This window comes from Luteibacter sp. (assembly GCF_036500425.1).
GTDB lineage: Bacteria > Pseudomonadota > Gammaproteobacteria > Xanthomonadales > Rhodanobacteraceae > Luteibacter.
In genome coordinates, this window is record NZ_DASYCB010000039.1 from 23,859 (window position 1) to 47,963 (window position 24,105).

Below are 24,105 nucleotides of genomic sequence, written 5' to 3' on the forward strand. Positions count from 1 at the left end.
TACGCCAACGACCCACGGACTTTACGACCATGCCTTTCCTTGCCACTGAGGGACGCGCGCTTGCGCGTGCCATCGCCTGCGCCATCGCGGCGGGAGCGTGCGCAGCCCACGCCACCGATACACCCGAGCAGCCGCCACCGCGCACCACCGACCTGCACGAGGTACGCGTCTCCGCCACCAGCCACGGGGCCGCGATCGACCCCGACATGCCCGCTGCGGTCGAGACGATCACCCCCGCGAAGCTCGCGCGGCTGAACATCGTCAATACCGAAGATGCTCTGAAATACCTGCCCGCCTTCGGCATCCGCAAGCGCTTCGTCGGCGATGAGAACGCCACGTTCTCCGTGCGCGGCACGAGCAACGCACAAAGTGCACGCGGACTGGTTTATCTCGACGGCCTGCTCCTGTCGAACCTGCTGGGCAACAACTGGGCCAACCCGCCGCGCTGGTCCATGGCCTTCACGGACAACCTTGCCCGCATCGACGTGATCTACGGCGCTTATTCCGCGCTGTACCCGGGTAACAGCATCGGTGCGACCGTGGTCATGACGACGCGCATGCCCGACAAGCTCGAGGTCACCGGCGATGTGCAGGCCTTCACCCAGCACGTGCACACCTACGGCGTGGATCGCGATTACGGCGGCAGCAAGCAGACTGCGACGATCGGCGACCGTAGCGGCCCCTTTGCCTTCCTGATCGGGGTATCGCACCTGCAGTCGAACGGCCAGCCACTCGTGTACGCGGTGCAGAACCGCTCGGCCGCCCCCGGCGCGAACCGCCCCGTGACCGGCGCAATCGACGACACGGGCACCACCGGCCTTCCACGCGAGGTATTGGGCATCAACGCGGAAGGCCAGGAAGCCACCCGCCAGGATGAAGCCCATGCGCGCTTCACTTATGACCTAACGCCCGAGCTCACCGCGGCCGCGACCCTGGGTTATTGGAAGCAGGACATGGCGCACCGCATCGAGACCTTCTTGCGTGATGCAAACGGTAACCCCGTGTGGTCGGGCCCGGTAAGCATCGATGGCCGTCAGTACACGCTGCCCGCCAATTTATTCGCGCCGGGTACACGGCAGAGCCGCAACTACCTCTACGGCCTGTCACTCGGCACGCACCGTGACACGGGCTGGAACGTCGAAGGCAACGTGTCGTATTTCGACATGGACCAGAACCGCGATCGAACGGCGGGCGCCGTCACCTACGATGGTTCCGGCCTGCTCACCGCCGGCGACGGAAGCCGATGGCGCACCCTCGACCTGCGCGCCAGCCACACGCCGGACGTCACCGGCCCGAATACCCATACCGTGAGTTTCGGTTATCACTACGACGGCTACCGGCTCGACAATGCGACGTACGCACTAACGAACTGGCGGCGCGGTGATGCGGGTGCGCTTACTACGGCCAATGGCGGCAGTACGCAGACCCAGGCGATTTACGTGCAGGATGCGTGGCAGTTCAATGAGCGCTGGCGGCTTACGACGGGTGCGCGTTACGAACAATGGCGTGCCTTCAACGGCACCCGCGCGACGGCGACGGCAAGCACCGGCTACGCTGAGCGCAAGGAGACGCATACCTCACCCAAGGTCTCGCTGGCTTACGCTGCGACCGATGCCCTGACGCTTCGCCTTTCGGGCGCACGGGCATACCGCTTCCCTACCGTCAATGAGCTGTTCCAGGGCACGTTCAACGGCATCAGCCTGATCAATAACGACCCCTACCTGAAACCCGAGAACGATCTGTCGCGTGAACTCTCCGCCGAGTGGTATCGGGCCAATAGCGTCACGCGCTTCACGCTGTACCGCAGTGATACCCGCCATACGCTGTTCAGCCAGACCGACACCACCGTATTCCCGAACGTGACCAGTGTGCAGAATGTGGATCGGGTTCGCACGCGTGGCGCGGAGGCGAGCTATGACAGCCAGGGCGTGTGGGTATCCTGGCTGGACCTCTCCGCCAACGCGGCCTATACACAGGCAACGACCGTGCGTAACCACCGCAACCCTGCGTCGGAGGACAAGCAGTTCTACCGCATCCCCCGCTGGCGGGCGAATCTCGTGGCCACGCTGCATGCGCGCGAGGACATCGCCCTGACCCTGGCCGGACGTTACTCCGGGCGGCAGTACAACACGCTGGATCACAGCGACATCGATCCCGATACGTTTGGCGGCGCCAGCGATTTCCTCACGTTCGATGCCAAGGCAGCCTGGACGGTTAGCGAACACGTTGAACTGAGTGTCGGTGTGGATAACCTCACCAACCGCCGCTACTACGTGTACTACCCCTATCCGTCGAGGACATGGCTGGTCGAAGCGAAGTTCCGCCTGTAGCCCTTACGCCGCCACGCAGCGTCGCTGCGTGGCGGCCGGCAGGTCCTCATCGAGCATGAAAGAAGCCGAGCCTCCCTGCTCAAGGCGGCTGAAGAAAGCGGCGACGCCCGCGTTGCCGGTGCTGAAATCGCAACTGATCCTGACCAGCTCGGCGCCCGGCACAGCAAGGGTATCGCCGCGGAGTAGCAGGAAGGGTTCGATGCCACAGGCCACGCGCTGCGCACGGTCGTGATAAAGCGCGGCGCGATCCGGCAGGAAGGTGGCGAGATCGAGCAAGGTTTCGCCGATTCCCGCGAGGCCATCGTACAGGCCGGGGCGAACGGCATGGCGACGGAACAGGTCACGCTCCGCCGCGAGGATGGCGCTGCGATAGCGCATGTCTTGTGTACAGGCATACATACGTGCCGCCACGGCCAGCACGCCCGCGGTTCCTTCTCGCAGATAAGGCAATACGGTCGCGGAACCCACCCAGGCTGGCCACGACGGTATGCCGTCAAGCCCCGGCGCAGCATGCCCAAGATCGAACTCAAGCGCCCCGCGCGCGGCGGTGAGGTAACGACCTTCGCCGGTGGCAAGATGCAGGTGAAGCAAGAACAACGCAATCCCGCTGGCCCCCTTGCCGAGTCCCAAAGCCTCTCGCTTACCTGTTGGCCAGTGCAGGGTCCTGTCGACCGCCTCCGCATGCGCCAGCAATAGCGCGCCCGCACGGTCCGCCGCCTCAAGGAACGACGGTTCGCCGGTCACGCGCCATGCCTTCAGCCGGGCAAGTCCCCAGCCCGCCGCGCCGTCGTCTAGCCCGGACGTCTCACTGACCGCTCCCTCGAGCGGGGCGGCCTGGAGCAGTCGCGTGGCAAGGTGCACTTCGCCCGCGTCAAATAGGGTCCATGCGATGCCCGCATCACCGCCCATCAAACCGCCACCGCGCTCGTTTCCGCCGTGCGCACCGGCGCACAACCATGAGAGAAGGTTCAGCGGTGGCTGGCGCCTGCTACGCTGGTAGGCATGAAGCACACCGGCCGCACCGTGCGCGACTCCATACGGGTGAGTGTCGAACACCTCCGGCCCGGCAGGTACGAAGCGATCGGTTCGCGGCCGCTCCGCGTGTTGTTCAAGGTAGGCGAACATACGCTCGGCGATGCCGGTTGCCGGAACGGGGACGCGCAGACGGTGCGCTACCGCAGTGCTATCGCGTGGCATCGCGGCCACGGTCGCGCGAAGCGCGAGCATCGCGTCGACCGGATCCGGACGTGCCACGGGCGCAGGGTCCATAAGCGCCGTGACGATGTCTGCATACGCTTGCGGGTAGCCCATATCATCGACGTACTGGCGCAGGAAGCGCGACGCCGCCACGGGGTCCAGGGGCAGCAAGGCGTTGACGGGCGCGCATGCCGCGAAGAGGTTGGCGCCGAAGGCATAACGATCAACGGCGATCGCGGCCTCGTGGGTGTCGCGAGAGGTGTGCGCGGGTGCGAAGCCGGGCGTCCATGCATCGGCGACAGGATCCATACCATGTTCGACCGCCGTCTCCAGGTCGATCAGGCGCACCGTTCCCGCTGGCTCGACGATGACGTTGTGGAATGATAGGTCGCCCACCGAGACGCCTGCATCGTGCACACGACGCAGGGTCATGGCGAACTGCGTGAACACGCTGACCATGTCGTCGAAGAAAGCGGCTACGTCGCGGCGCGATGCAGCCGTACGCAAGGCGGGGTATCGTCGGGCCAGCCACATGCGGAGCGTATCGCCCTCGAGCATTTCTTCGGCCAGAAAGCTGTGTTCCCACTCGCGGAAGTACGCTATCGGCCGGGGTGCGACCGAGAGCGGTGCTACGAGGCGAAGCAAGCGGAACTCCTTGCGCAGGCTTGCCGTCACCAGCTCAGCGGCACCGATGTAGGGGCGCGCCTCCTTGATAACCACGCGGTTGCCTTCGTGGAGGTCATCGGCGAGGTAAACACCCCCTGCCGCGGAAAACGCGAGGGCTTTAAGCGGGCGGAAGCGGCCGCCGCCCAGCAGGGGTGCCTGTTCGGTATCCTGCCCACCAGGGTCGCCTAACGGATCGGCAAGCCAGTCGGGGACGCGATAGCGCGGCTCGCGGTCATCCGGTTCGGTCCCGCCATCGGGCCGACGCAGTAACCACTCGCGCTGCCCGCGTGCGTCGATACGGTAGTCGCTGTGCATCCCGCCGAACCGGTAGGAAACGATCGGACACTCGGGGTGACGACGATCGGTCAGGATATGCGGGCCGACGTAACCCCCGAGCGCGGCGGCGAGGTCCTCAAGCAAGCGACGAAAGGTTCGCAGGTCGGCCGGGTAGATCGTGATGAACTTGCCAGCACCGCCGCGTGGCCAGCGCTTGCCATTGATGGCACCTAGCAGACGCAGGTCGCCCGCGAACTTGAATGACACCTGGTTTGCGATAAGGATAGCCGCCGTGATCGCGAGCACGATCCGTGCGGTGGCCGCCACGGATGACACATGGATCTTCCAGCCCTGCATCGGCAGGCGACACCCATGGGTCTGGGCCTGGAGCCAGATACCGGAGCGGTGCAAACCCCAGTCGGGGGGCAACTGCTGGCGAACGATGTGCTCGAAATCGTCTGGCTCAATACGGAGTTGCGCAAAGGGCTCGAAGAATTCACGATCGACCGCCGTATACGGCCACAACTGCCTGTAGCGTTCCATGCGTATCCCATTCTCCCAGCCGGCCTGCCCGGCACCTGCGCCGACCCGGACGTCGACACAGGTGCCTTCGCCTCCCGTTTTCTTTACGAAGCACGCGCGCCCGGGGGTGCCTGGCGGCGGACTGACTCGTACCGAAGCGGACGATGTACCCGTTACCCTTCGCCCGTGTCCGCCAGGCCTGCGATGCACGCGCTGGCGCTGAACGAACTGCCCATGTTGGTTTCGATACCGATCTCGCTCGGGTCTTCCATGAGGTGCTGCAGTGCAAGGATGGGATGCATCTTGGATCTCCGTCAGCGGTTCGCGCACGCCGCGGGAAGTGCGGGTGCGTTTCGAATCTAGGTTGGGTCGACCTATGCGAACAATCCGACGGTGCGGACTACACGGCCTTCGGGGGCGCCATGCACTCACTTTTCACATCCCCGGTCCGATACCGATCACGCGTAGCGTCCGGATCCGGACGTGAGTGTCCGCTTTCGGACAACTAAGACACGAGCTTGAGGCGCACCGTGGCTACCGCCCCAGGAAGACCTTCGCGGTTAGCCAGGCTCACGGTGCCGCCACGGGCTTCCACGATGAGGCGAACCAGGCTGAGGCCGATGCCGGAGCCCTCTGGCTTGGTCGTAAAAAAGGGTACGAACAGCGAATCGGTAAGCGGAAGCCCGATACCTTCATCGATCACCCGCACCCAGGCCTCACCGCCGTGCGTGTGCCAGTCGATGCGAACGCCTCCGCCCGTGAGCAGCGACGATTCGGCCGCATTGCGCAGGAGATTCAGAAACACCTGATCGAGCTGATCTTCATCACCATCGACCTGAATAGCCACGTGCCCATCGATCGCTACGGGAACACGCTGCTCGAACCGTGCGATGCGTGCCAGGGCCATGTCGAGACGGAAGGGCTGCACACATAGCGGCGGCAGGTGCGCCAGCTTGCCGTAGCCTCCCACGAAGCGCGCCAGCGCTTCAGATCGCCTCGCAATGGCTTCGAGCCCATCTTGAAGCTCACCCCGTGGCATGTCGGCGCCATGCCTCACCAACAGGCTGGATAGCGTTTCGGCCAGGGAGCCGATCGGCGTCAGCGAGTTGTTCAGTTCATGGCTGAGCACGCGGATCAATCGTTGCCATGCGCGGTGCTCCTCTTCGCTGAGCGCGATACTCAGGTCGTGCAGCATCAGCAACGTGTGTTCCCGGCCTTCGCTATACCAGGTGGCACGCCGCACCGCCCACCGACCATGGGCCGCCGGAAAATGGTGCGTGAGAATGCTTCCATCGGGCGCCGCCATCGCTTCGGAAAAGCCGAGGTCGGCAGTGTGGCTACCTACCACCGACTTGCGCTCCGCGCCGACAAGGCGCCTGGCCGCCGGGTTGATCATGCGGAGCACGTCATGCTCGTCGACCACAATGACCGCGCTGTGCAAGGCCACCAGTGTCTTGCCGAGGAAACGCGACGTCTCTGTGCGAGCGCGACGGCCATGCCGCAGTTCATCGGAAAGGTCGTTGACGCCCGCGATCAGCCCTTGTAGCGGATCGTGGCCGGGACGCACATGCCCGCGCAAGCTGTAGTCACCTTCGCGCAGTGCACCAAGGAGATCCGACACGGCTCGCAACGACGCCAGGATACGTCGCCCCCCAATCCAGCCCACCAGCAGTGAGCCACCGATGCCGGCCACCAGCAACGCCGCGCGGACGGCCGGCGCAGGGGGCGGCCCCCACGCGAGCGCCAGGGCAGAGGCTGCCGCGGGCGCAAGGAATCCGATACCCCATAGGGCCACCCCCGCCCCCGGCGATGGCCCCAGGCTCGACGGAGGCCGCAGGCTAGCCACGATGCACCCGGCTCATCCGACCGGCTCCGCCGGATCCTTCGGCCGTCGCTTCCCGAGTCGCCGGTAGAGTGACTGCCGTGAGATGCCCAGCGCATCCGCTGCGCGCTGCAGGTTGTTGTCATGGCGTTCCAGCGCCTGGGTAATCAACAGGTCCTCGGCCTCGGGCAGCGTGAGGAAATCGAGCACCAGCGGCGCCTCCTCACGGGGGCGCAGGGCCAGGGCATCGATATCGATCTCGCCGCCGCTGGTAATAAGTACGGCACGTTCCACCACATGCTCCAGTTCGCGGATATTGCCGGGCCACGGGTAGCTACGCATGGCGCGCTCGGCCGATGGCGCGAGCCGCGCCGCCTCGCGTCCGAGGCGGAGGCATTCCCGTAACAGGAAGTGGCGCGCGAGCGGGATGATGTCTTCCGCGCGCTCACGTAGTGCTGGCAAACGCACCTGAATCGCATTGAGGCGATAGAGCAGGTCCAGGCGGAAACGGTTAGCGCGCGAGGCGGCCTCCAGATCGGCGTTGGTCGTCGATATCACACGAACATCGACACACCGGGTCTGCCCGGAACCGTGTCGTTCCAGTTCACCTTCTTCAAGCACGCGTAGGAGCTTCGCTTGCTGGAAGACCGGGATCGTCGACACTTCTTCGATCAGCAGGCTTCCTTTATGCGCGAGTTCGAAGCGGCCGGGGCGTGCACCCGATTCTTCGCCAAACATATCGTCCATGAAGCGCGACTCAGGCAGGCTACCCATGTCGATTCGAATCAGCGGATGCATCGCGCGTGGCGAGCGCATGTGGATATCACGTGCCAGCATGGATTTGCCGGTGCCGTTCTCGCCGAGGAGAAGCACATTCGCATGGCTGCAGGCAACGCGCTCGGTCAGTTCGAGCACGCGGCGCATCGCAGAGGATTCCGTGACACAGAGGCCGCCCGGACCCTCGCGGTTGAGCAGGGTCTCCGCACGGAGCCGACGATTCTCCTCACGTACCGAATAGAGGTGCACCTGGCTCCATACGATATTGAGCAGGCGTGGGCCCTTCCAGGGCTTTTCAATGAAATCGGCGGCACCTCGGCGCATCGCCTCCACGGCGAGTTCGACGCTTCCCCAGGCGGTCATGACCACGACGGGCATGGTGGGCGCGAGCTCGCGCAACCGTGATACCAACTCGAGCCCCTCGTGGCCTGACGTGGTGTCCGCCGTGTAGTTGAGATCGATAACGGCGCAAGACAGCGCCTGGCGCGCTGCCAGTTCACTGGCGGCGCCCGGCGAAGCCGCTTCGATCGGCTCCAGCCCTTCGCTTCGCAACATCATGCAGAGTGCGAGGCGCACGTCTGGATGGTCATCGACGACCAGGATGGGGGCGTGTAACGACGGGCGATTCATCGCGGGTACCTCACGCGTTTCTCAGGACAAGCCAGGGTGGCGTTGTCGCGGAATGCCATGCCGGTGGTAACGCCACTGCCGTGGTGAGCACGAGCATGCCCACGGCCACGATCAGGGCGGTGCCCATGTCGAGGGACAAGGCGGGTGCGAAGCGGGTGGGTGGCCAGCGACTCCACGCGAGCGCTGCCGCCAGGCCAAGAGACACACCGAGTGATGCCCGGGCGACGCCTCGGGCGATACACATGCCAAGCATGTCGAGCGGCGTTGCGCCCAGGGCGACGCACAAACCAAGATCACGGCGACGCGATGCGACCTCGACGCGTTGCGCGGAATACATGCCGACGAGGCCAAGGCCGAGACCGATGCTGGCAAATAACGTGGACAGCCAGGTATCTCGCTCGATCTCGGCACGGGAATCGCGCCACACGCGTGCCAGCGAGCGTGGGCGCTCAAGCACTAGCCACGGCGCGACCTCGCGCATGGCTTCGATTGCGTCACTACCGGTCATCACGGCGGCATCCTTGCCGCGGAGCACCAGGTAGTACGCGAGCAGGCTGCGGTAGCTCTCGAACTCTGCCTGGGGCAGCTGACCAAACGGTGCGATGGCCCATGGGCGGGATGCTTCGGCGGGCCCGGCATCGCGTGTGTTAGCGACTACTCCCACGATTCGGAGGTCGCGCTCACCCAGGCTTTGCGACACCTTGCGCACCATACCGCCCAGGGACGCGCCCGGGATGCGGTCGAGGAACGCCTGGTTCACCACCAGGACCGCGGGCGCGCTGGCCGTGTCGTTCATGGTGATATCACGACCTGCGATGAGACGCATGCCGAGTGCACCTCGCGCACCCGGCGTGTGCAATACGAACTGGGTTTCGACCGCGCGGCCCCCTGGTGCCGCAAAGGCTGCGCTGAAGCTCGTTCCGAACGGTAGCTGGGTGGTCACGCCGACGCTGACGACACGGGGCAAGCGTGCGGCCCTCAGCTCGATACTTCCGACGGCGCCAGCTACCTTGTCGATGCCGTTCAGGTGACCGGGGTCCGGACGGAAGCGGGCGGCGGTGGCATCGGCAGCATCGAAACCCGGAAGCACGTCTTGCATGCGCCATGCCTGCATTCCGCGCACGACGCATAGCGAGAGCAGGACGGTGGCCAGCGCCAATTGGAGCTGCACCATGACCACGCGGATACGGCCGGCTGTCACGCGCTCGGAGGGCGGGCGGCCTCCGCCGATGTAGTCACGCAGCAAGGCATCACCCTGCTCGTGCAGCGTCCCGCCGACGGCGGCGAGACCCACCACGACGAACGCCACCAGGGTGCTGGCTACATACACACGGGGGCCAATCGTGAGCGCGCCCGCGGTGATCCGCCAGGCGTCAGGGATGTAGTTCTCGCCTGCCCTGACCAGGGCATGTCCCAACAAACAGCCTGCGCCAAGGCCGATCACACCCATCGATAGCGCTTCGATCGCCGCCGTGGCCCAGCTATCCCAAAAGCCGGCGCCCAACGCCCGGCGCAATGCGGTTTCCTGACTGCGACCCAGGGCGCGCGCCAGCATGAGGTTGGCCAGGTTGCCGCAAGCCGTGGCGAGAACCAGGGCGGCGCAACCCAGCAAGAGCCATAGCGCGGGAGCGCTCGCCTCCGTAAGCGCATCGTCCAGCGGCGTGATCCCAAACCGCCGCGCCGCGTCCTTACCGTGGATTCGCCCTGCTGCCGCCTGGACCCGGGTAACCATGCCGTCCACCGACGCACCGGGCGCCAGCCTCGCCACGGCCAGATAGTTGGGCACCGCGGCGGCAGCCCCCGGCGCCGTGCGCAATGGCAGCAGGATATCCACGTCATCGAACAGTCGGTAAGTCGAAGGAAGAACGCCAACAACGGGCAGCGGGCGTCCGTCTACATAGATCTCGCGACCCAGCGCTGCCCGGTCACCCGCGAACCACGCCTGCCACAACCGCCACGACACCAGCAGACCATCGCGACCCGCTTGCTCGAGTACGAGGCTGCCTTCAGCAGGTTCCACGCCAAGGGTGGGAAGGAATCCCGGGTCCACCCGCTGGACGGCGAGAACCGCGGCGTGATCACCCCCTCTTACGCCAGCACGTTCGACGGCGCGAGCCAGGCCTCGCGAGAGCACGCCAGGAGGAAGCCCCACCGCGTTGTACACGGTGGCCGATACATTTCGCGGCGACAAAGGGCGCACGATTTCGCCGTACAAGACCACATCGCGGGAATACTTGAAGGCGGGTGGCGTGAACACGAACGCATCGACAAGGGCGAAGGTTGCGAAAAACATGCCCACGGCAAGTGCGAGCGTCGCGGAGCCGAGAAGCAAATGCGCCGGATGTCGAAGAAGCGCCCAGGTCGCGCGCTCCGCTCCTGCGAAACGCGGAATCATGGAAAGATCTCCGTCGTCCGGCGTTCGTCGATGCCACATTCAGCTTCGCGCTTGAGCTGCCAGAACGTGGCTTCGTCCACGACGCGCCCGTCGAGCAAGCGCAAGGTACGATCGCAGGCGGCGCTAAAGCGATCGTCGTGGGTCACCATGCAGATCGTGGTGCCCGCCGCATGCAAGCGGCTGAGCAAGGTCATCACGGTTTCCCCGTTGCGCAGGTCGAGGTTGCCGGTGGGCTCATCCGCCAACAGGATCGCCGGCTCACCGACGACCGCGCGGGCCACCGCGACCCGCTGCTGCTGGCCGCCCGATAATTGCCCCGGATAGTGGCTCATGCGGTGGGCCATGCCCACGCTTGCAAGCGCGTCGGCCGCGCGAGCGATACGCTCACGGCGGCCCATGTCCCGGCGGAATGCGAGGGGCAATGCCACATTTTCCGCGACCGTCATATCGGCGATGAGGTTAAATGCCTGGAACACGAAACCGACGTGAGCATTGCGCAAGGCCGCGCGTTGGCGTCTTCCTACGCCCGCGATGTCCTCGCCAAGGAATAGCAAAGCGCCGCCCGTAGGCGTGTCGAGCAGGCCCATCAACGACAGCAGGGTGGTTTTTCCACAACCCGAGGGGCCAGCGATCGCGACAAACTCCCCGCGCCCGATCACCAGGTGGATGTCGGTCAGGGCGTGGTTTTCGATAGCGCCTGCCAGGAACACCTTGCCGACACCGTGCATCTCGATGACCGGCGTGCTCTTGGGGGAACGCATGAGTACCTCGTCGGGGCACGGGCGTCGGGGTGGCTACCCGCAGCTCCACCATAGGACGTGTGGCGTCTACGCGTACGTTGTGCGAAGACGGAATCCGCACTCTTGCCGAATCGGCGCAGCAGATACCCCTAAGACCTTCATCCTTGACGGGATTCTCACAGCAGGCCAGGCGTCTTTTAACAGGCGGTCGAGGAAGCGCCCGCCCCGTCGCGACGCAAGCGAGGCTGCGCGCTACCATCGCCCGCGCACATGCCGGCCGTTTTTCTCCTCCGCGCCTTTCACATCGGCAAATCCTTTGGGCGCCAAGGCCGTAATCGTTTACGTGTAACGTCATTTACGTGCCCACGACACGGCCATATGCCGGTATCCTTCCCCGCCGTGGCACCCGCTGGCGCCGCACGCCATTCCCCGCAAGGCAAGCCCATGACCCGCATTCCCCGCATCGAAGACCTGATCGCCCGCATGACTGTCGAGGAAAAGGTTGGCCAGCTCGGCGTCTTTGCCGATGCCGTCCGCCCGTTCGCCCCGGATATCAACCCGGAAGCCAACGCCCGGGGTGCTGCCGAGGTGCTGGAGCAGGTGCGCGCGGGTCACGTCGGCTCACTATTCAATGGCGTGGGCGCGGCTGAAGGTCGCGAGGCCCAGCGCGTGGCCGTGGAAGAGAGCCGGCTCGGCATCCCGCTGATCTTCGGCTCCGATGTGATTCACGGCATGCGCACCGTGTTCCCGATTCCGCTCGGCGAAGCCTCCACGTTCGAGCCGGATCTCGCCGAGCGCACGGCACGCGCTACAGCGGTCGAGGCCACGGCTGCGGGCATCCACTGGACCTTTGCACCGGCCATCGATATCGCGCGCGACCAGCGCTGGGGTCGCGTGGCCGAAGGTGCCGGCGAGGATGTCTTGCTGGGCTGCGCCTTCGCCGCCGCGCGTGTGCGAGGCTTCCAGGGCCCCGACCTGAAAGCCGACGACGCCCTGCTCGCCACGCCAAAGCACTTCGCCGCTTATGGCGCCGTGCTCGGCGGCATGGAATACAACCAGGTCGATATGGCGCCGCAGACCTTGCGCGACGTGCACCTGCCGCCCTTCAAGGCGGCGATCCATGCCGGCGCGCTCACCATCATGAGCGCGTTCAACGACATCAACGGCGTGCCCGCGTCGGCGAATCGCGAGCTGATGACCGATATCCTGCGCGGCGAGTGGGCGTTCAAGGGCTTCGTCGTTTCCGATTACACCGCCGACATGGAGTTGATCGCCCACGGCTTCGCCGAAGACGAACGCGATGCCTCGCGGCTGGCGTTCCTCGCTGGCGTAGACATGAGCATGCAGAGCGGCTTCTACGCCGCCAACCTGCCCGATCTCGTGGCGAAGGGCGATGTGCCGATGGCAGTGCTCGATGAAGGGGTTCGCCGCGTGCTTACGGTAAAGGACGCCATCGGCCTGTTCGACAACCCCTACCGCTCGCTCGACCCCAAGGTGGAAGCGGACACCTCGAAGAACGCGGAGCACGCCGAGCTGGCCCGCGACGCGGGGCGTCGCTCCATCGTGATGCTGAAGAACGACGGTGTGTTGCCGCTGAAGAAAGCAGGCCAGAAGATCGCATTGATCGGACCGTTCGGCTCCGACGTGGAGAACCTCGAAGGGTGCTGGACCCTGTTCGGCGACAAGGCGCGCCATGTCGCCATCGACACAGGCCTGCGCGGCGCGCTCGCCGATGCGGCGTCGCTCGAGGTGGTCGCCGGCAGTGGTTTCGAGGACGCGATCGATGGCGGGATCGATGCCGCGGTGGCCGCCGCAAAGCGCGCCGACGTGGTGCTGCTCGCCATCGGCGAGCCGCAGACCTATTCGGGTGAGGCACAGGCCCGCACGCAGATCATCGTGCCGCCCGCGCAGCAGGCACTGGCCGAAGCCGTCGCCGCCGCCGGTACGCCGGTCGTGGTGCTGCTGAAGAACGGACGCGCGCTAGCCCTTACCGGCGCGGTGCGCGAAGCCAACGCGATCCTCGTCACCTGGTTCCTCGGCAGCCAGACGGGCCCGGCGATCGCCGATGTCGTGTTTGGCGACTACAACCCCTCGGGCCGCCTGCCCGTCAGCTTTCCGCAAGACAGCGGGCAGCAGCCGTATTTCTACAACCACCCGCGCACCGGCCGTCCCGAGCTCGCCGACCAGCCGCCGGCGTTCAAATCGCGCTACCGCGAGGTCACGTTCGAGGCGCTTTACCCGTTTGGCCACGGCCTCAGCTACACCACGTTCGGGTACGGCAAGCCAACGGTGAAGGCGCAGGTGGGTTGGAACGAAACCATCATCGTCACCGCCACCGTGACCAACACTGGCGATGTCGCGGGCGAAGAAGTCGTGCAGCTGTACACCCACGACTGTGTCGCCAGCCGCGTGCGCCCGGTGCGCGAACTCAAGGCGTTCCGCAAGATCCTGCTCGCGCCGGGCGCGTCGGAAGAGGTCTCGTTCGAACTAGAGCGCAGCGATCTCGCTTTCACGCACCGCGACGGGCACACGTTCGAAGCGGAGCCAGGCACGTTCGATGTGTGGATCGCCGGCTCGTCGGCGCAAGGTGAGCCCGCGTCGTTCGTGCTCGGCAAGCCCTGAGCGCACCGCCATGCAACGCCCCGTCGCGTGACGGGGTGCATACTTCGCTGATCACGCCAGCGGAGTAACGACATGCATGACCTGAACGGCAAGGTGGCCCTGGTCACCGGCGCGGCCAGCGGGATCGGTCGCGCCATCGCGGAAGCCTATGCGAAGGCCGGTGCACGTGTCGCGGTAGCGGACATCGCGGCGGAAAAGGCCGAAGAAGCGGCGAAGGCCATGGGCTCGCGCGCGATCGGCCTGGCCATGGACGTCACCGACGAAGCCCAGGTCGATGAGGGTTTCGCGCGCACGGCGCGCGAGCTCGGCCCGGTCGATATCCTGGTCAGCAATGCCGGCATCCAGATCATCTCGCCCCTGGCCGATCTCGCCTTCGCCGACTGGAAGCGCATGCTCGCGATCCACCTGGATGGCGCCTTCCTGACGGCGCGCGCCGCGATGCGGCAGATGATCGACACGGGCCGCGGCGGCTCCATCATCCTGATGGGCTCGGCGCATTCGCACGTCGCGTCGAAGTTCAAGGCGCCATACGTCACCGCCAAGCACGGCCTGCTCGGCCTGGCTCGGACCATCGCGAAGGAAGGCGCCCCGAGCGGCATCCGCGCCAACGTGATCTGCCCTGGCTTTGTGCGGACACCGCTTGTTGAGAAGCAGATTCCCGAACAGGCGAACGAGCTAGGCATCAGCGAGGACGAAGTGGTTCGCACCGTCATGCTGCGCGACACGGTCGATGGCGAGTTCACTACGCTGGAGGATATCGCCGACACGGCTCTGTTCCTCGCCGGCTTCAACTCGAATGCACTGACGGGCCAATCGCTGCTTGTAAGCCATGGCTGGCATATGCAGTGAGTGCGCCTACACCGCATAGGGACATAGCCTTACGAGCATTCCATCGTCACGACGACAGGTAAGTTGACCTCACCTCCGTAGTCTTACTCGTCCACGCGCACTGTGACGTGCGCTGCCGACAACACGTAAAGGACTACAGGATGCTGACTCCCCTCGCCCACGGTGTGATCGCGCTTGCCGCGGCGATCTCCTCTACGCCGCCCGATCACGAGCGGCCCGCGCAACTGGACTGGGCGGAATGTCCCGAAAGTGCAGGCATCGGCGATTGGCCCGAACTGGGCGCCCGTCTACGCTGCGCGCAAGCGGACATGCCGCTGGATCACCGGCAGCCGGACGGTCGGACCGTCATGGTCGATATCGTTCGCGTGCTGGCCGCTGACCCGGCGCGCCGTGAGGGCAGCATCTTCTTCAACATCGGCGGACCCGGCGGCTATCCGGGCGCGGCGCTGCCGTCGCTGGCCGCCGGGTGGCTGGACCCGGGCCCCGGGGGCACGCCCGAGCGGGACAAACAGCGCCTTGCCGAACGGTTCGATCTCGTCGCGGTCGTGCCGAGGGGCCTTGGTGCCGCATGGCGTTATGACTGTCTCACGCCCTTGCAACCAACCGCGCGTTTTCTACCCACGCACCGCGATGATGCGAACTGGCAGCGGACCCTCGATGACGCGCGGCGAGAAGCCGCGGCCTGCCGCGACACGCTAGGTGCAAGGTCCATCAATACCGAACAGCACGTCCGCGACATGGACCATGTACGCCGCGCCATCGGCGATGAACGCATCCACTTCTATGGCATTTCCCACGGCGCACTGGTCGGCGCCTGGTATGCGGCGACGTTCCCGGCGCATATGGGCCGCATGTTGCTCGACTCACCCTTTTATTTCCGCCACAACTACCAGACCGCCACCGTGCTGTCGCTGGAAGCCGAGCGACGCCTGTTCGAACGCGACATCCTGGCTCCGGTCATCGCAGCGCCCGCCGCGTATGGTCTTGCGCTGGAGGGTGACGACATCCAGCCTACGCTCTGGCGGATGCCGGGCGAGTTGCGCGAGGCCTGGCATGACCGGCTGGTATCACCCATGCACCTGGCCACGGCGCTGGCGATGCAGGCGTGGGTCGCCCATGATGGCTGGAAGGGCTGGGTGGCGTTATCCGCCATGGCGGAGCGGCGGCCGTTCGCGCGGGACCCGGTGCTCAGCGCGTCGCTGCGCACCGCCGCCCGGCAACTGCTCATGCCTGCCAGCGCGCCCGGGCCCATGCTGCCGCCCTACCGCTTCAGTGCCCATCATCGCGCGAAACGACCCGCAGGCGTGCTCATCGGAGCGCCAAGCGATTCCGTGTGGATCGCTACGCTATGCAACGATGGACCGTGGTGGGGAACGGAGGCGGCGATACGCGCGCGCGCCGACCATTTCGCCCTCAACTTCTGGGAAGCCGACGGCACGGATATCGCGCCATACCTGGTGTGCAGTCGCTGGGGCGGGCATGCCGTGGACAAGCCCGACATGGACGTGATCGCAACGGGGCCCGCATTCCTCATGCTGCAATCGGAGGACGATGTGCCGACGCCCGCGCGAGGGAGCGAAGCGCTGCTCGCGTACTACCCGAACGCCCACCTCGTGATGGCACGGGGCAGTGACCTGCACGGCCTGTTCAATGCCTCTGGCACCCCATGCATCGAGCGCGCGGCGGCGCGCTTCCTGCTCACGGGCGAACTGCCCAATGCACCCGGCCGCCGAACCGAATGCCGCATGGATGCGGTCACCCCCTGATCCCCAAGCAAGGACGCGACATGACCCGAAACCTCTTCCTTTGCCTCGTCGGAGGCAGCCTGCTCTTGCAGCCCGACCGTTCGGAGGCGGCCCGCCCTCTCGAAGGCCCGACGCCATCGCTCGCATGGAGCGCGTGCGCCGCCAGCGACTTCGGTGACGCGGATGTGGCGGTAGGCGCATTGAAGGCCCAGTTGTTCGCGCACCTGGGTGACCGGCTGCAGTGTACGAACATGCCGGTGCCACTGGATCATTACTACCCGGATGGGCCGAAGATCAGTGTAGGTCTCGTACGGGCGAAGGCGCTGGATCCGGCGCAACGCAAGGGCGCCTACTTTTTCCATATCGGCGGCCCTGGTGGCAATCCGCGCGACTTCATCCTGTCGATCGGCGCGAAGTGGGCCACGGCTGAGGCGAGTGACCCTATCGCGGGATGGCAGCGCACGTTATCCGAACGCTACGATCTCGTCGCAGTGATTCCTCGCGGGCTCGATGGGAGCTACACCTTTCGCTGCGGCAGCATCGACGATATCCGGATGCCGCCCGATGCCTTCAACGATTGGGCATCCACGCTGGATGCTGCCCAATCCATCGCCTTCGATTGTGCGGGGAACCCTGCGACACGCTGGATCGGCACGGAGCAACACGTGTTCGACCTCGAACAGGCGCGACGATCGCTTGGCGATGATGTCCTCAACTTTGTCGGGTACTCGTATGGCGGGATGGTTGGCGCCTGGCACCGGGCGATGTTCCCCGCCAGGGCGGGTCGCATGTTGCTGGATTCCAGCATCGACTTCACGGCAAGCCTGGACGATGCCGACCTCGCCACGTTGCGTGAGCGCGACCGAGAGTTCCGCCGCCGCGCGCTGCGGCCCATGCTGTCGAAGCCCGAGCGCTATGGAGTTACCCAGGGCGAAGAAGCCACCATGCGCACCATGGTCGCCATGCACCCGCGCGCGAAGCACGCCTGGTTGCCGAAGATCGTCAGCCCCGTCTCGCTAAAAGCGGCCCTCACGCTCGCCCCGGTCGTCGCCGCCTCGCCCTGGATCACGGAGACCGATTTTCGCGCGGCCCTGGCCGGCCTGCGCTTCTCGCCGGATGAGGCTGTCGACCGGAAGGTCCGCGAGCGTGCCGGCACGCTGATCAACTGGTTCTTTGGCGACGATACGCAGGTGGTCGATGCGGTAGACCCGGTCGATACCGACGGCGAAGCCATCCATGCGCCTGCCTGGCCGACCCGCCTGCTGCCTAACCGCGAATCGGTGATGCTCGCCACCCGGTGCAACGACAACCCGTGGAACCCCACTCCGACCTATTGGCGTGATGTCGCCCGCCAGCGCGCGCGCGAATACCCGGTGAGCCAGCAAGGCATCGAGTTCTTCGCGCTCGTCTGCTCGGTGTGGCAGGGACGCGTCTCGACACGTCCCTCGCTCGAGCCTGTCCAGGATACTGCACCGTTCCTCTTGATCCATGCGGAATACGATGTGCGCACGCCGCTCGACGGCGCTTCGCGCATCGTAGAGCGCTTTGGCAATGCGCGCATGGTGGTCGCCCGCGGCGTCTCGGGGCACGGGATCGTGGCGGGCTCGCGTACGCCGTGCATCGAGGAAGCCGCCGGACGCTTCCTGCTCGACGGCATCATCCCCGCCGCGATAATCAACGGGTGCCCGTATGTGTCCCGACCCAAGCCGCCTCGTGAGCCCAGGGCCGATACCACGGCACCTACCGATGCCGGTGAGCTCATCGAGGCGATCCTGGGGGCCAGCTAGCCCACGTCAGAACATGACCTGCGCACGCACCTCGAAGATATGCGGATCGATGCGCAGGTCACGGCGGTCGCTGAAGGCGCGCACGTAGTTGCCCTGTAGCTTCAGGTACTTCGTGAGGTACCAGTTGGCGCCGAGCGTCCAGTCGTGCTCGTTTCCACCCCGGGTCGTGCCGTCGTCGAGATCGAGGGTGCTGTAGCGCACCAGCATCTCGACCGCGCCCCACTGCCCCTTCGGCACCACATCGGCCACGTTACCGGCGCTGTACGAGCGCGATTCGCCGGTGAGCACCCAGCTGCCGAAGGTGTACCAGCCATGCGCCTTGTACGCCGGCTTGCCGACCAGCTTCACCTTCGCATCCAGGTATTCTCCCTGCACGCTGTACGGCCCCTCGATCCACAACGCCTCCGCGCCGCGCCGGTCGATATGGCTGGCGGGCGACAACACACCGGAGTCGATGAGGCGCTGGGTGATCAGGCCCGCCTCGGGCAATGCACGCAGGCGCGCCGAAGGCACGTTGTAGTGGCCGCGACCATCCCAGGTGCCCTTGGGATCCTCGCGTGACACGGAACCGCCGAGGTGCAACACGTGGCCAGGCGCATTGTTCGGCGTCCACGCCGCGCGTGCCGCGACCATGCGGCCATCCAGGTCGCCCTGCAGGTTGCCGCCGTTGTAGTAACCCAGCTGCACCAGGTAGGCCTTGCGGGCAAGCGCCCAATCCACACCGATGCGACGGTTGGCGTACACCGCCTGCATCGGCAAAGACGTTTCCAGGAACGAGGTCGTACCCGTGCTCGTGTTGCCTTCGAAGCCCACGGGTGTCTTCATGAAGCCCACGCGCACGGCGCCGGCATCGTCGCCCAGCAGCGCCTTGGTCTGCAGGCGGAAGAACACGTCGAGCCACGTTTTCGACTGGAAGTCGAAGACCGCCGTGGCGTCGTACACGCCCTTCTTGCGTATGAAGAAGCCAAACTCCTTGCGGCGGTTGGTCTGCGCGTCCTCGTAGGCGTCCTTGTCGTTGCTGAAGCGATCCAGGTCGAACTGGTACTTCACGGACAGGCCGAGGTCGGTGCCGTCGGCGAACACGTAGTGCGTCGGCCAGTTGTTGCGCCAGTCGTACGTGTTGCGCGGCGCGTCATCGGCCATGGCACAGGCGCTGCCGGCCATCGCCAGCAAGGCGAGGAAAGTCTTCTTCACGCGAGTAACCCCTTCCAACCCGCCCTATGGCGGCTTCAGCAAAAAGTAGCAGCCCACGCAGGTTCCTGCGTGGATGATTCAGCCGAAACAGTCACAAAACTGTCATCTGGCGCCTTCTGCATCGGCCGACAACGCATTCGCTTGAGCACGAAGACCCAAAAAAAAGGTTCTTCGCGGAAGTCCGGGGACGAGTCGTACATCGCGCCTTCGAATCGGTTCATTCGCTGGGGCGAATGCATGTGACCAGCGGCTTGCGCCGCCTCGCTTTTGATTGGTTGAGGAAGCTGCGGATGGGCAGGCCCTGGCGGCCGACATGAGCGGAGGGCCGCGGGACGCAACGATTTTCGCGACGGGGGAGCTACGGCCCGGTCCGCAGGTCCGCGACTGGCGGCCGCCAGGGCCTGACCGCTCCCGATCCCGCGACGCAACCAGCCTAGGGCGGCGCACGCCGCTCAGTACACGCATTCGCGCCAGCGAATGAACCGATGACGAGGCGTCGATGCACCTGACGACCCCGGTAATGCGCGAAGAACCAAAAAAAAGGGGAGCCGAAGCTCCCCCTTCCTTCCTCACCCCGAGGAACTGCGATCAGATCGCGTAATACATCTGGAATTCCAGCGGGTGCGTGCTCGCGCGGTAGCGGGTCACTTCCTGCATCTTCAGCGCGATGTAGCCATCGATGAAGTCATCGGTGAACACGCCGCCCGCTTTCAGGAAGTCACGATCCTTATCGAGCGACGACAGCGCCTCATCGAGGCTGGCACACACCTGCGGGATGTTCTTCTCTTCTTCCGGCGGCAGGTCGTACAGGTCCTTGTCGGCCGGCGCACCCGGGTCGATCTTGTTCAGGATACCGTCCAGGCCGGCCATCATCAGCACGGTGAAGGTCAGGTAGCCCGACTGCATCGGATCCGGGAAGCGGATTTCGATGCGGCGGCCCTTCGGGCTGGCCACGTACGGGATACGGCAGGAGGCCGAACGGTTACGTGCCGAGTAGGCAAGCATCACCGGTGCTTCGAAGCCCGGGACCAGGCGCTTGTAGCTGTTGGTGGTGGAGTTGGCGAACGCGTTGATCGCCTTGGCGTGCTTGAAGATGCCGCCGATGTACCACAGGGCGATCTGCGACAGGCCGCCATAGAGGTCACCCGCGAAAAGGTTCTCGCCGTTCTTCGACAGCGACTGGTGCACGTGCATGCCCGAACCGTTGTCGCCCACGATCGGCTTCGGCATGAAGGTCACGGTCTTGCCGGCCTGGTGGGCGACGTTCTTGATGACGTACTTCATCGTCATCAGTTCGTCGGCCTTCTTCACCAGCGTGTTGAAGCGGGTGCCGATCTCGCACTGGCCGGCGTTGGCCACCTCGTGGTGGTGCACTTCGACGACCTGGCCGAGCGACTCAAGCACCTTGCACATATCGGCGCGCAGGTCGCCCAGGCTATCCACCGGGCTGACCGGGAAATAGCCGCCCTTCACACCCGGGCGGTGGCCGGTGTTGGTGCCGTCGTACTTGTAGCGCGACGACCAGGCGGCTTCTTCCGAGTTGATCTCGTAGAACACGCGGCCCATGTCGTTCTGCCAGCGGATCGAATCGAAGATGAAGAACTCCGGCTCCGGGCCGAAGAACGCGGTATCGGCGATGCCGGTGGACTTCAGGAAGGCTTCGCCGCGCTTGGCGATCGAACGCGGGTCACGACCGTAGGCCTGCATGGTGCTCGGCTCGAGCACGTCGCAATGCAGGATCAGCTGCTTGTGCGCGCTGAACGGATCGAGGTGCGCGGTATCCGGGTCCGGCATCAGCACCATGTCGGATTCGTTGATGCCCTTCCAGCCGGGAATCGACGAGCCATCGAACATCTTGCCGTCTTCGAAGGTGCTCTCATCGATCTGATGGGACGGGAAGGTCACATGGTGGTGCTTGCCGAGCATGTCGGCGAAACGCAGGTCGACGAACTCGATTTCCTCGTCCTGGATCAGGTTCAGCACTTTCGAAGCGGCGGACATGGGCAAAACCTCGGTGTTAGGTGTTGGGGCGCAGGGCTTATAGCAATCGCTATGCCAGCGGCTCCGCGGCGGAAGACCGGCCTGGATCAAGCCCCGGCATCATAGACCCGCCAAATGACATGTGCAGGTTTGCACCATGGTGGTGCGCCAGAGTCACTGATGCACCAAACTGGCAGCGATCCCGCGTATCTTGCCCGGCGGACCGGTACGCTGGAACATGCCCCGCAACCTCAACGTGAATCGAACCGCAGATATGGCCACTTCGCCGCCCATCCGCGCCACGCTGGATCCCGAAGTCGTAGAGGCCTGGGGCGGCGCACTCGCCGCTTACAGGAAACGCTTCGGCTGGCTTTACGTCGTGGGCGGCGGCGGCATGGTCGTCGGCCTGGCGGGCCAGTGGCTCGCGGGCAAATGGATGCTCCTGGCCGTCATACCGGGCATGGCTGCGTTCGTTGCGGCAGCCATAACGGCCAGAACGGCCGCTCCGAAGTGTCCGCATTGTGGCGAGTTGCCTTATCGCCCTTTCGAGCGCGGTGTCGATCCCTACTCCGTCGAGTGGTGCGCGCACTGCCTGTACTGGTTACGCAAGCCCTGGTGACTGCACTACTGGCCGCGCAAACCTTGTGTTGGCAGGCCGATTCTAGCCATGAAGCCCCGCAGGCGTAACGCGGTTTACGCTGGCACCATCAAGGCCTCGCTCGACCCAGGGGTCATCCCATGCCGCGCTTTGTCCCGCTCGCCGCCCTACTCGCCGTCCTCCCCCTCTCCGCAGGTGCGGCCCAGCACACCTACGCCAACCCGCTCGACATCGACTACCGGTACAACTGGGAGGTGATGAACGACGGCGTTTCGTTCCGCACCGGCGCGGACCCTACGATCGTGCGGTACGGCGATGCGTATTACCTGTTCCAGACCCTCGCTGATGGATACTGGATATCGAAGGATCTGCTTCACTGGGACTTTGTCAGCCCCGACCACTGGCCATTCGACGGCCCTGTCGCACCGGCTACCCTTGTCGCGGACGGTAAGCTATTCCTGATGCAATCGGCGTTCGCGCCGAAGCCGCTGATGGTGTCGACGGATCCGGCCCACGGGAAGTGGACCTTCTGGACGCACCAGCTGCCGCCCGTGCCGGGCGCGACGCGATACGACCCCGCGGGGAATCTCGAGGTACGTGGGCCGCTGCCCCCAGGCCCGTGGGATCCAGGCTTGTTCCGCGATGACGATGGCAAGGTCTATCTCTATTGGGGCTCGTCAGACACGTTCCCGTTGTACGGCGCACAGCTGGATATGCACCTTGATTCAAAAGAAGGCGAAGGCAAGCGCCTCGCGTTCGTCACGCAGCCGGCAGCGCTTCTTCGCCTCGACCCCGCCAATCATGGCTGGGAACGCTTTGGCCCCGACCACACGATGGGCGACAAGCCGGCGTATATCGAGGGCTCGTGGATGAACAAGCACGGTGGACGCTATTACCTGCAGTACGGTGCACCCGGCACCGAATACAACGTGTATGGCACCGGCGTGTACGTGGCGGATGCTCCACTCGGGCCCTTCACCTATGCCCCGTATAACCCCGTCGGCTACAAACCCGGTGGGTTCGCCACGGGCGCGGGGCATGGATCCACCTTCGACGACGCGTTTGGCAACCCGTGGAATACCGGCACGACATGGCTGGGCGTGAACCAGACCTTCGAACGGCGCATCGTCATGTTCGCTGCAGGCTGGCATGTCGATGGCGAGATGTGGGTGGACACGCGCTTCGGCGATTTTCCCCACCGCTTACCCGATCACGCGCTGCGTGATGGCGAAAGCACCTTCACCGGGTGGATGCTGCTTTCGTACCGCAAGAAGGCAACCGCATCATCCGCGCTTGCGGATCACCCTGCGTCCGCGCTCACCGACGAGAACCCACGTACCTTCTGGGTCGCAAAGGACAACCGCGCCGGCGAAACCGTGACGCTGGACTTGAACGGCACGCCGACCGTGCGCGCCATCCAGATCAACTACGCGGATTACCAATCAGACCGTTACGGCGATGCGCCCGACCTGGTGACGCAGTTTGTCCTGGAAGGATCGACCGATGGGACGCGCTGGATAACGCTCGCCGACCTCTCGCGTTCCGACCGCGATCGCCCCAACGCATACATCGAACTGGAGGCGCCCACGCCGCTGCGCTACATCCGCTACGTGCACAAGCACGTCGGAGCGAAGCATCTTGCGATCTCGGATATCCGCGTGTTCGGCAATGCAGATGGCCCAGTGCCCCGCGCCCCGACGGGCCTTATCGCCACGCGCGGAGCCGATACGCGAGAGGCCACCATCACCTGGAAGCCCGTACCGGGCGCCGTGGGCTACAACGTGCGCTGGGGCCTCGCGGCGGATCGCCTGCACTCGACCTATCAGCGTTTTGTCGATCAGCCCACATCGTTTACCCTGCGTAGTCTCAACAGGGGCGTCCGCTACGTCGTGGCGGTCGAGGCTTTCGACGAGCATGGCGTCTCCGAACTTTCTCAAACCGTGGAGCTTCCCCCTCGATAGCTCCACGCCCACGG

15 protein-coding genes are annotated in these 24,105 nt (G+C 65.2%); 7 read left to right on the plus strand and 8 right to left on the minus strand.

The features are described 5' to 3' along the window. Positions 1 to 29 precede the first annotated feature (29 nt). The gene (locus VGN46_RS09735; protein WP_331643170.1) at positions 30 to 2,330 is read left to right on the plus strand and encodes a TonB-dependent receptor; all 2,301 of its coding nucleotides are present in this window, start codon (positions 30 to 32) and stop codon (positions 2,328 to 2,330) included. A gap of 3 nt (positions 2,331 to 2,333) precedes the next feature. Here the strand turns inward: VGN46_RS09735 and lanKC are convergent, their stop codons facing one another. From lanKC to VGN46_RS09765, 6 genes are all read right to left on the minus strand, one after another. Next, the gene (lanKC, locus tag VGN46_RS09740; RefSeq protein ID WP_331643172.1) at positions 2,334 to 5,012 is read right to left on the minus strand and encodes a class III lanthionine synthetase LanKC; all 2,679 of its coding nucleotides are present in this window, start codon (positions 5,010 to 5,012) and stop codon (positions 2,334 to 2,336) included. 152 nt (positions 5,013 to 5,164) lie between these two features. Then, positions 5,165 to 5,293, minus strand: coding sequence for a hypothetical protein (locus VGN46_RS09745; protein ID WP_331643174.1), 129 nt, complete (start codon positions 5,291 to 5,293; stop codon positions 5,165 to 5,167). 203 nt (positions 5,294 to 5,496) lie between these two features. After that, positions 5,497 to 6,786: a sensor histidine kinase gene (locus tag VGN46_RS09750; RefSeq protein ID WP_331643176.1), complete on the minus strand. Its 1,290-nt coding sequence runs from the start codon at positions 6,784 to 6,786 to the stop codon at positions 5,497 to 5,499. 63 nt (positions 6,787 to 6,849) lie between these two features. Continuing rightward, a complete protein-coding gene (locus tag VGN46_RS09755; protein WP_331643178.1) occupies positions 6,850 to 8,220 on the minus strand; it encodes a sigma-54 dependent transcriptional regulator in 1,371 nt (456 codons plus the stop codon). Positions 8,221 to 8,230: 10 nt separating this feature from the next. Continuing rightward, positions 8,231 to 10,615 (minus strand): ABC transporter permease, encoded by a 2,385-nt coding sequence (locus VGN46_RS09760; protein WP_331643180.1) that lies wholly within the window; start codon positions 10,613 to 10,615, stop codon positions 8,231 to 8,233. Next, on the minus strand, positions 10,612 to 11,376 hold the full coding sequence (locus VGN46_RS09765) for an ABC transporter ATP-binding protein (RefSeq protein ID WP_331643182.1): 765 nt from the start codon (positions 11,374 to 11,376) through the stop codon (positions 10,612 to 10,614). The genes VGN46_RS09760 and VGN46_RS09765 overlap by 4 nt, the downstream gene beginning before the upstream one ends. Positions 11,377 to 11,799: 423 nt before the next feature. Between VGN46_RS09765 and VGN46_RS09770 the strand changes: the two genes are divergently transcribed. The 4 genes from VGN46_RS09770 to VGN46_RS09785 all read left to right on the plus strand — a co-directional run bounded on the left by VGN46_RS09770 (position 11,800) and on the right by VGN46_RS09785 (position 18,358). Further along, the gene (locus tag VGN46_RS09770; RefSeq protein WP_331643184.1) at positions 11,800 to 13,977 is read left to right on the plus strand and encodes a glycoside hydrolase family 3 N-terminal domain-containing protein; all 2,178 of its coding nucleotides are present in this window, start codon (positions 11,800 to 11,802) and stop codon (positions 13,975 to 13,977) included. Between the two features lie 72 nt (positions 13,978 to 14,049). Next, a complete protein-coding gene (locus VGN46_RS09775) occupies positions 14,050 to 14,826 on the plus strand; it encodes a 3-hydroxybutyrate dehydrogenase (RefSeq protein ID WP_331643186.1) in 777 nt (258 codons plus the stop codon). A 140-nt stretch (positions 14,827 to 14,966) separates the two neighbouring features. After that, entirely contained in the window at positions 14,967 to 16,592 is a 1,626-nt protein-coding gene (locus tag VGN46_RS09780) for an alpha/beta fold hydrolase (RefSeq protein ID WP_331643189.1), read from the plus strand. 20 nt (positions 16,593 to 16,612) lie between these two features. After that, entirely contained in the window at positions 16,613 to 18,358 is a 1,746-nt protein-coding gene (locus VGN46_RS09785) for an alpha/beta hydrolase (protein WP_331643191.1), read from the plus strand. Between the two features lie 6 nt (positions 18,359 to 18,364). Here VGN46_RS09785 and VGN46_RS09790 read toward each other — a convergent pair whose 3' ends face one another. Together VGN46_RS09790 and glnA are read right to left on the minus strand one after the other, a co-directional pair. Then, on the minus strand, positions 18,365 to 19,522 hold the full coding sequence (locus tag VGN46_RS09790; protein WP_414675245.1) for an OprO/OprP family phosphate-selective porin: 1,158 nt from the start codon (positions 19,520 to 19,522) through the stop codon (positions 18,365 to 18,367). Between the two features lie 618 nt (positions 19,523 to 20,140). After that, on the minus strand, positions 20,141 to 21,553 hold the full coding sequence (gene glnA, locus VGN46_RS09795) for a type I glutamate--ammonia ligase (RefSeq protein ID WP_331643195.1): 1,413 nt from the start codon (positions 21,551 to 21,553) through the stop codon (positions 20,141 to 20,143). A 217-nt stretch (positions 21,554 to 21,770) separates the two neighbouring features. Here glnA and VGN46_RS09800 point away from each other — a divergent pair, with 217 nt between their 5' ends. Both VGN46_RS09800 and VGN46_RS09805 read left to right on the plus strand, forming a co-directional pair. Next, positions 21,771 to 22,151, plus strand: a complete 381-nt coding sequence (locus VGN46_RS09800) for a hypothetical protein (RefSeq protein WP_331643197.1) — start codon at positions 21,771 to 21,773, stop codon at positions 22,149 to 22,151. 119 nt (positions 22,152 to 22,270) lie between these two features. Continuing rightward, positions 22,271 to 24,091: a family 43 glycosylhydrolase gene (locus VGN46_RS09805; RefSeq protein WP_331643199.1), complete on the plus strand. Its 1,821-nt coding sequence runs from the start codon at positions 22,271 to 22,273 to the stop codon at positions 24,089 to 24,091. Positions 24,092 to 24,105: the final 14 nt, after the last annotated feature.

What these genes read in the sequence shown, in the direction of transcription:
- glnA (WP_331643195.1), bottom strand. Translation starts at nt 21,553, where the DNA reads ATGTCCGCCGCTTCGAAAGTGCTGAACCTGATCCAGGACGAGGAAATC.
- lanKC (WP_331643172.1), bottom strand. Translation starts at nt 5,012, where the DNA reads ATGGAACGCTACAGGCAGTTGTGGCCGTATACGGCGGTCGATCGTGAA.
- VGN46_RS09765 (WP_331643182.1), bottom strand. Translation starts at nt 11,376, where the DNA reads ATGCGTTCCCCCAAGAGCACGCCGGTCATCGAGATGCACGGTGTCGGC.
- VGN46_RS09755 (WP_331643178.1), bottom strand. Translation starts at nt 8,220, where the DNA reads ATGAATCGCCCGTCGTTACACGCCCCCATCCTGGTCGTCGATGACCAT.
- VGN46_RS09775 (WP_331643186.1), top strand. Translation starts at nt 14,050, where the DNA reads ATGCATGACCTGAACGGCAAGGTGGCCCTGGTCACCGGCGCGGCCAGC.
- VGN46_RS09770 (WP_331643184.1), top strand. Translation starts at nt 11,800, where the DNA reads ATGACCCGCATTCCCCGCATCGAAGACCTGATCGCCCGCATGACTGTC.
- VGN46_RS09800 (WP_331643197.1), top strand. Translation starts at nt 21,771, where the DNA reads ATGCCCCGCAACCTCAACGTGAATCGAACCGCAGATATGGCCACTTCG.
- VGN46_RS09735 (WP_331643170.1), top strand. Translation starts at nt 30, where the DNA reads ATGCCTTTCCTTGCCACTGAGGGACGCGCGCTTGCGCGTGCCATCGCC.
- VGN46_RS09760 (WP_331643180.1), bottom strand. Translation starts at nt 10,615, where the DNA reads ATGATTCCGCGTTTCGCAGGAGCGGAGCGCGCGACCTGGGCGCTTCTT.
- VGN46_RS09805 (WP_331643199.1), top strand. Translation starts at nt 22,271, where the DNA reads ATGCCGCGCTTTGTCCCGCTCGCCGCCCTACTCGCCGTCCTCCCCCTC.
- VGN46_RS09780 (WP_331643189.1), top strand. Translation starts at nt 14,967, where the DNA reads ATGCTGACTCCCCTCGCCCACGGTGTGATCGCGCTTGCCGCGGCGATC.
- VGN46_RS09785 (WP_331643191.1), top strand. Translation starts at nt 16,613, where the DNA reads ATGACCCGAAACCTCTTCCTTTGCCTCGTCGGAGGCAGCCTGCTCTTG.
- VGN46_RS09745 (WP_331643174.1), bottom strand. Translation starts at nt 5,293, where the DNA reads ATGCATCCCATCCTTGCACTGCAGCACCTCATGGAAGACCCGAGCGAG.
- VGN46_RS09790 (WP_414675245.1), bottom strand. Translation starts at nt 19,522, where the DNA reads ATGGCCGGCAGCGCCTGTGCCATGGCCGATGACGCGCCGCGCAACACG.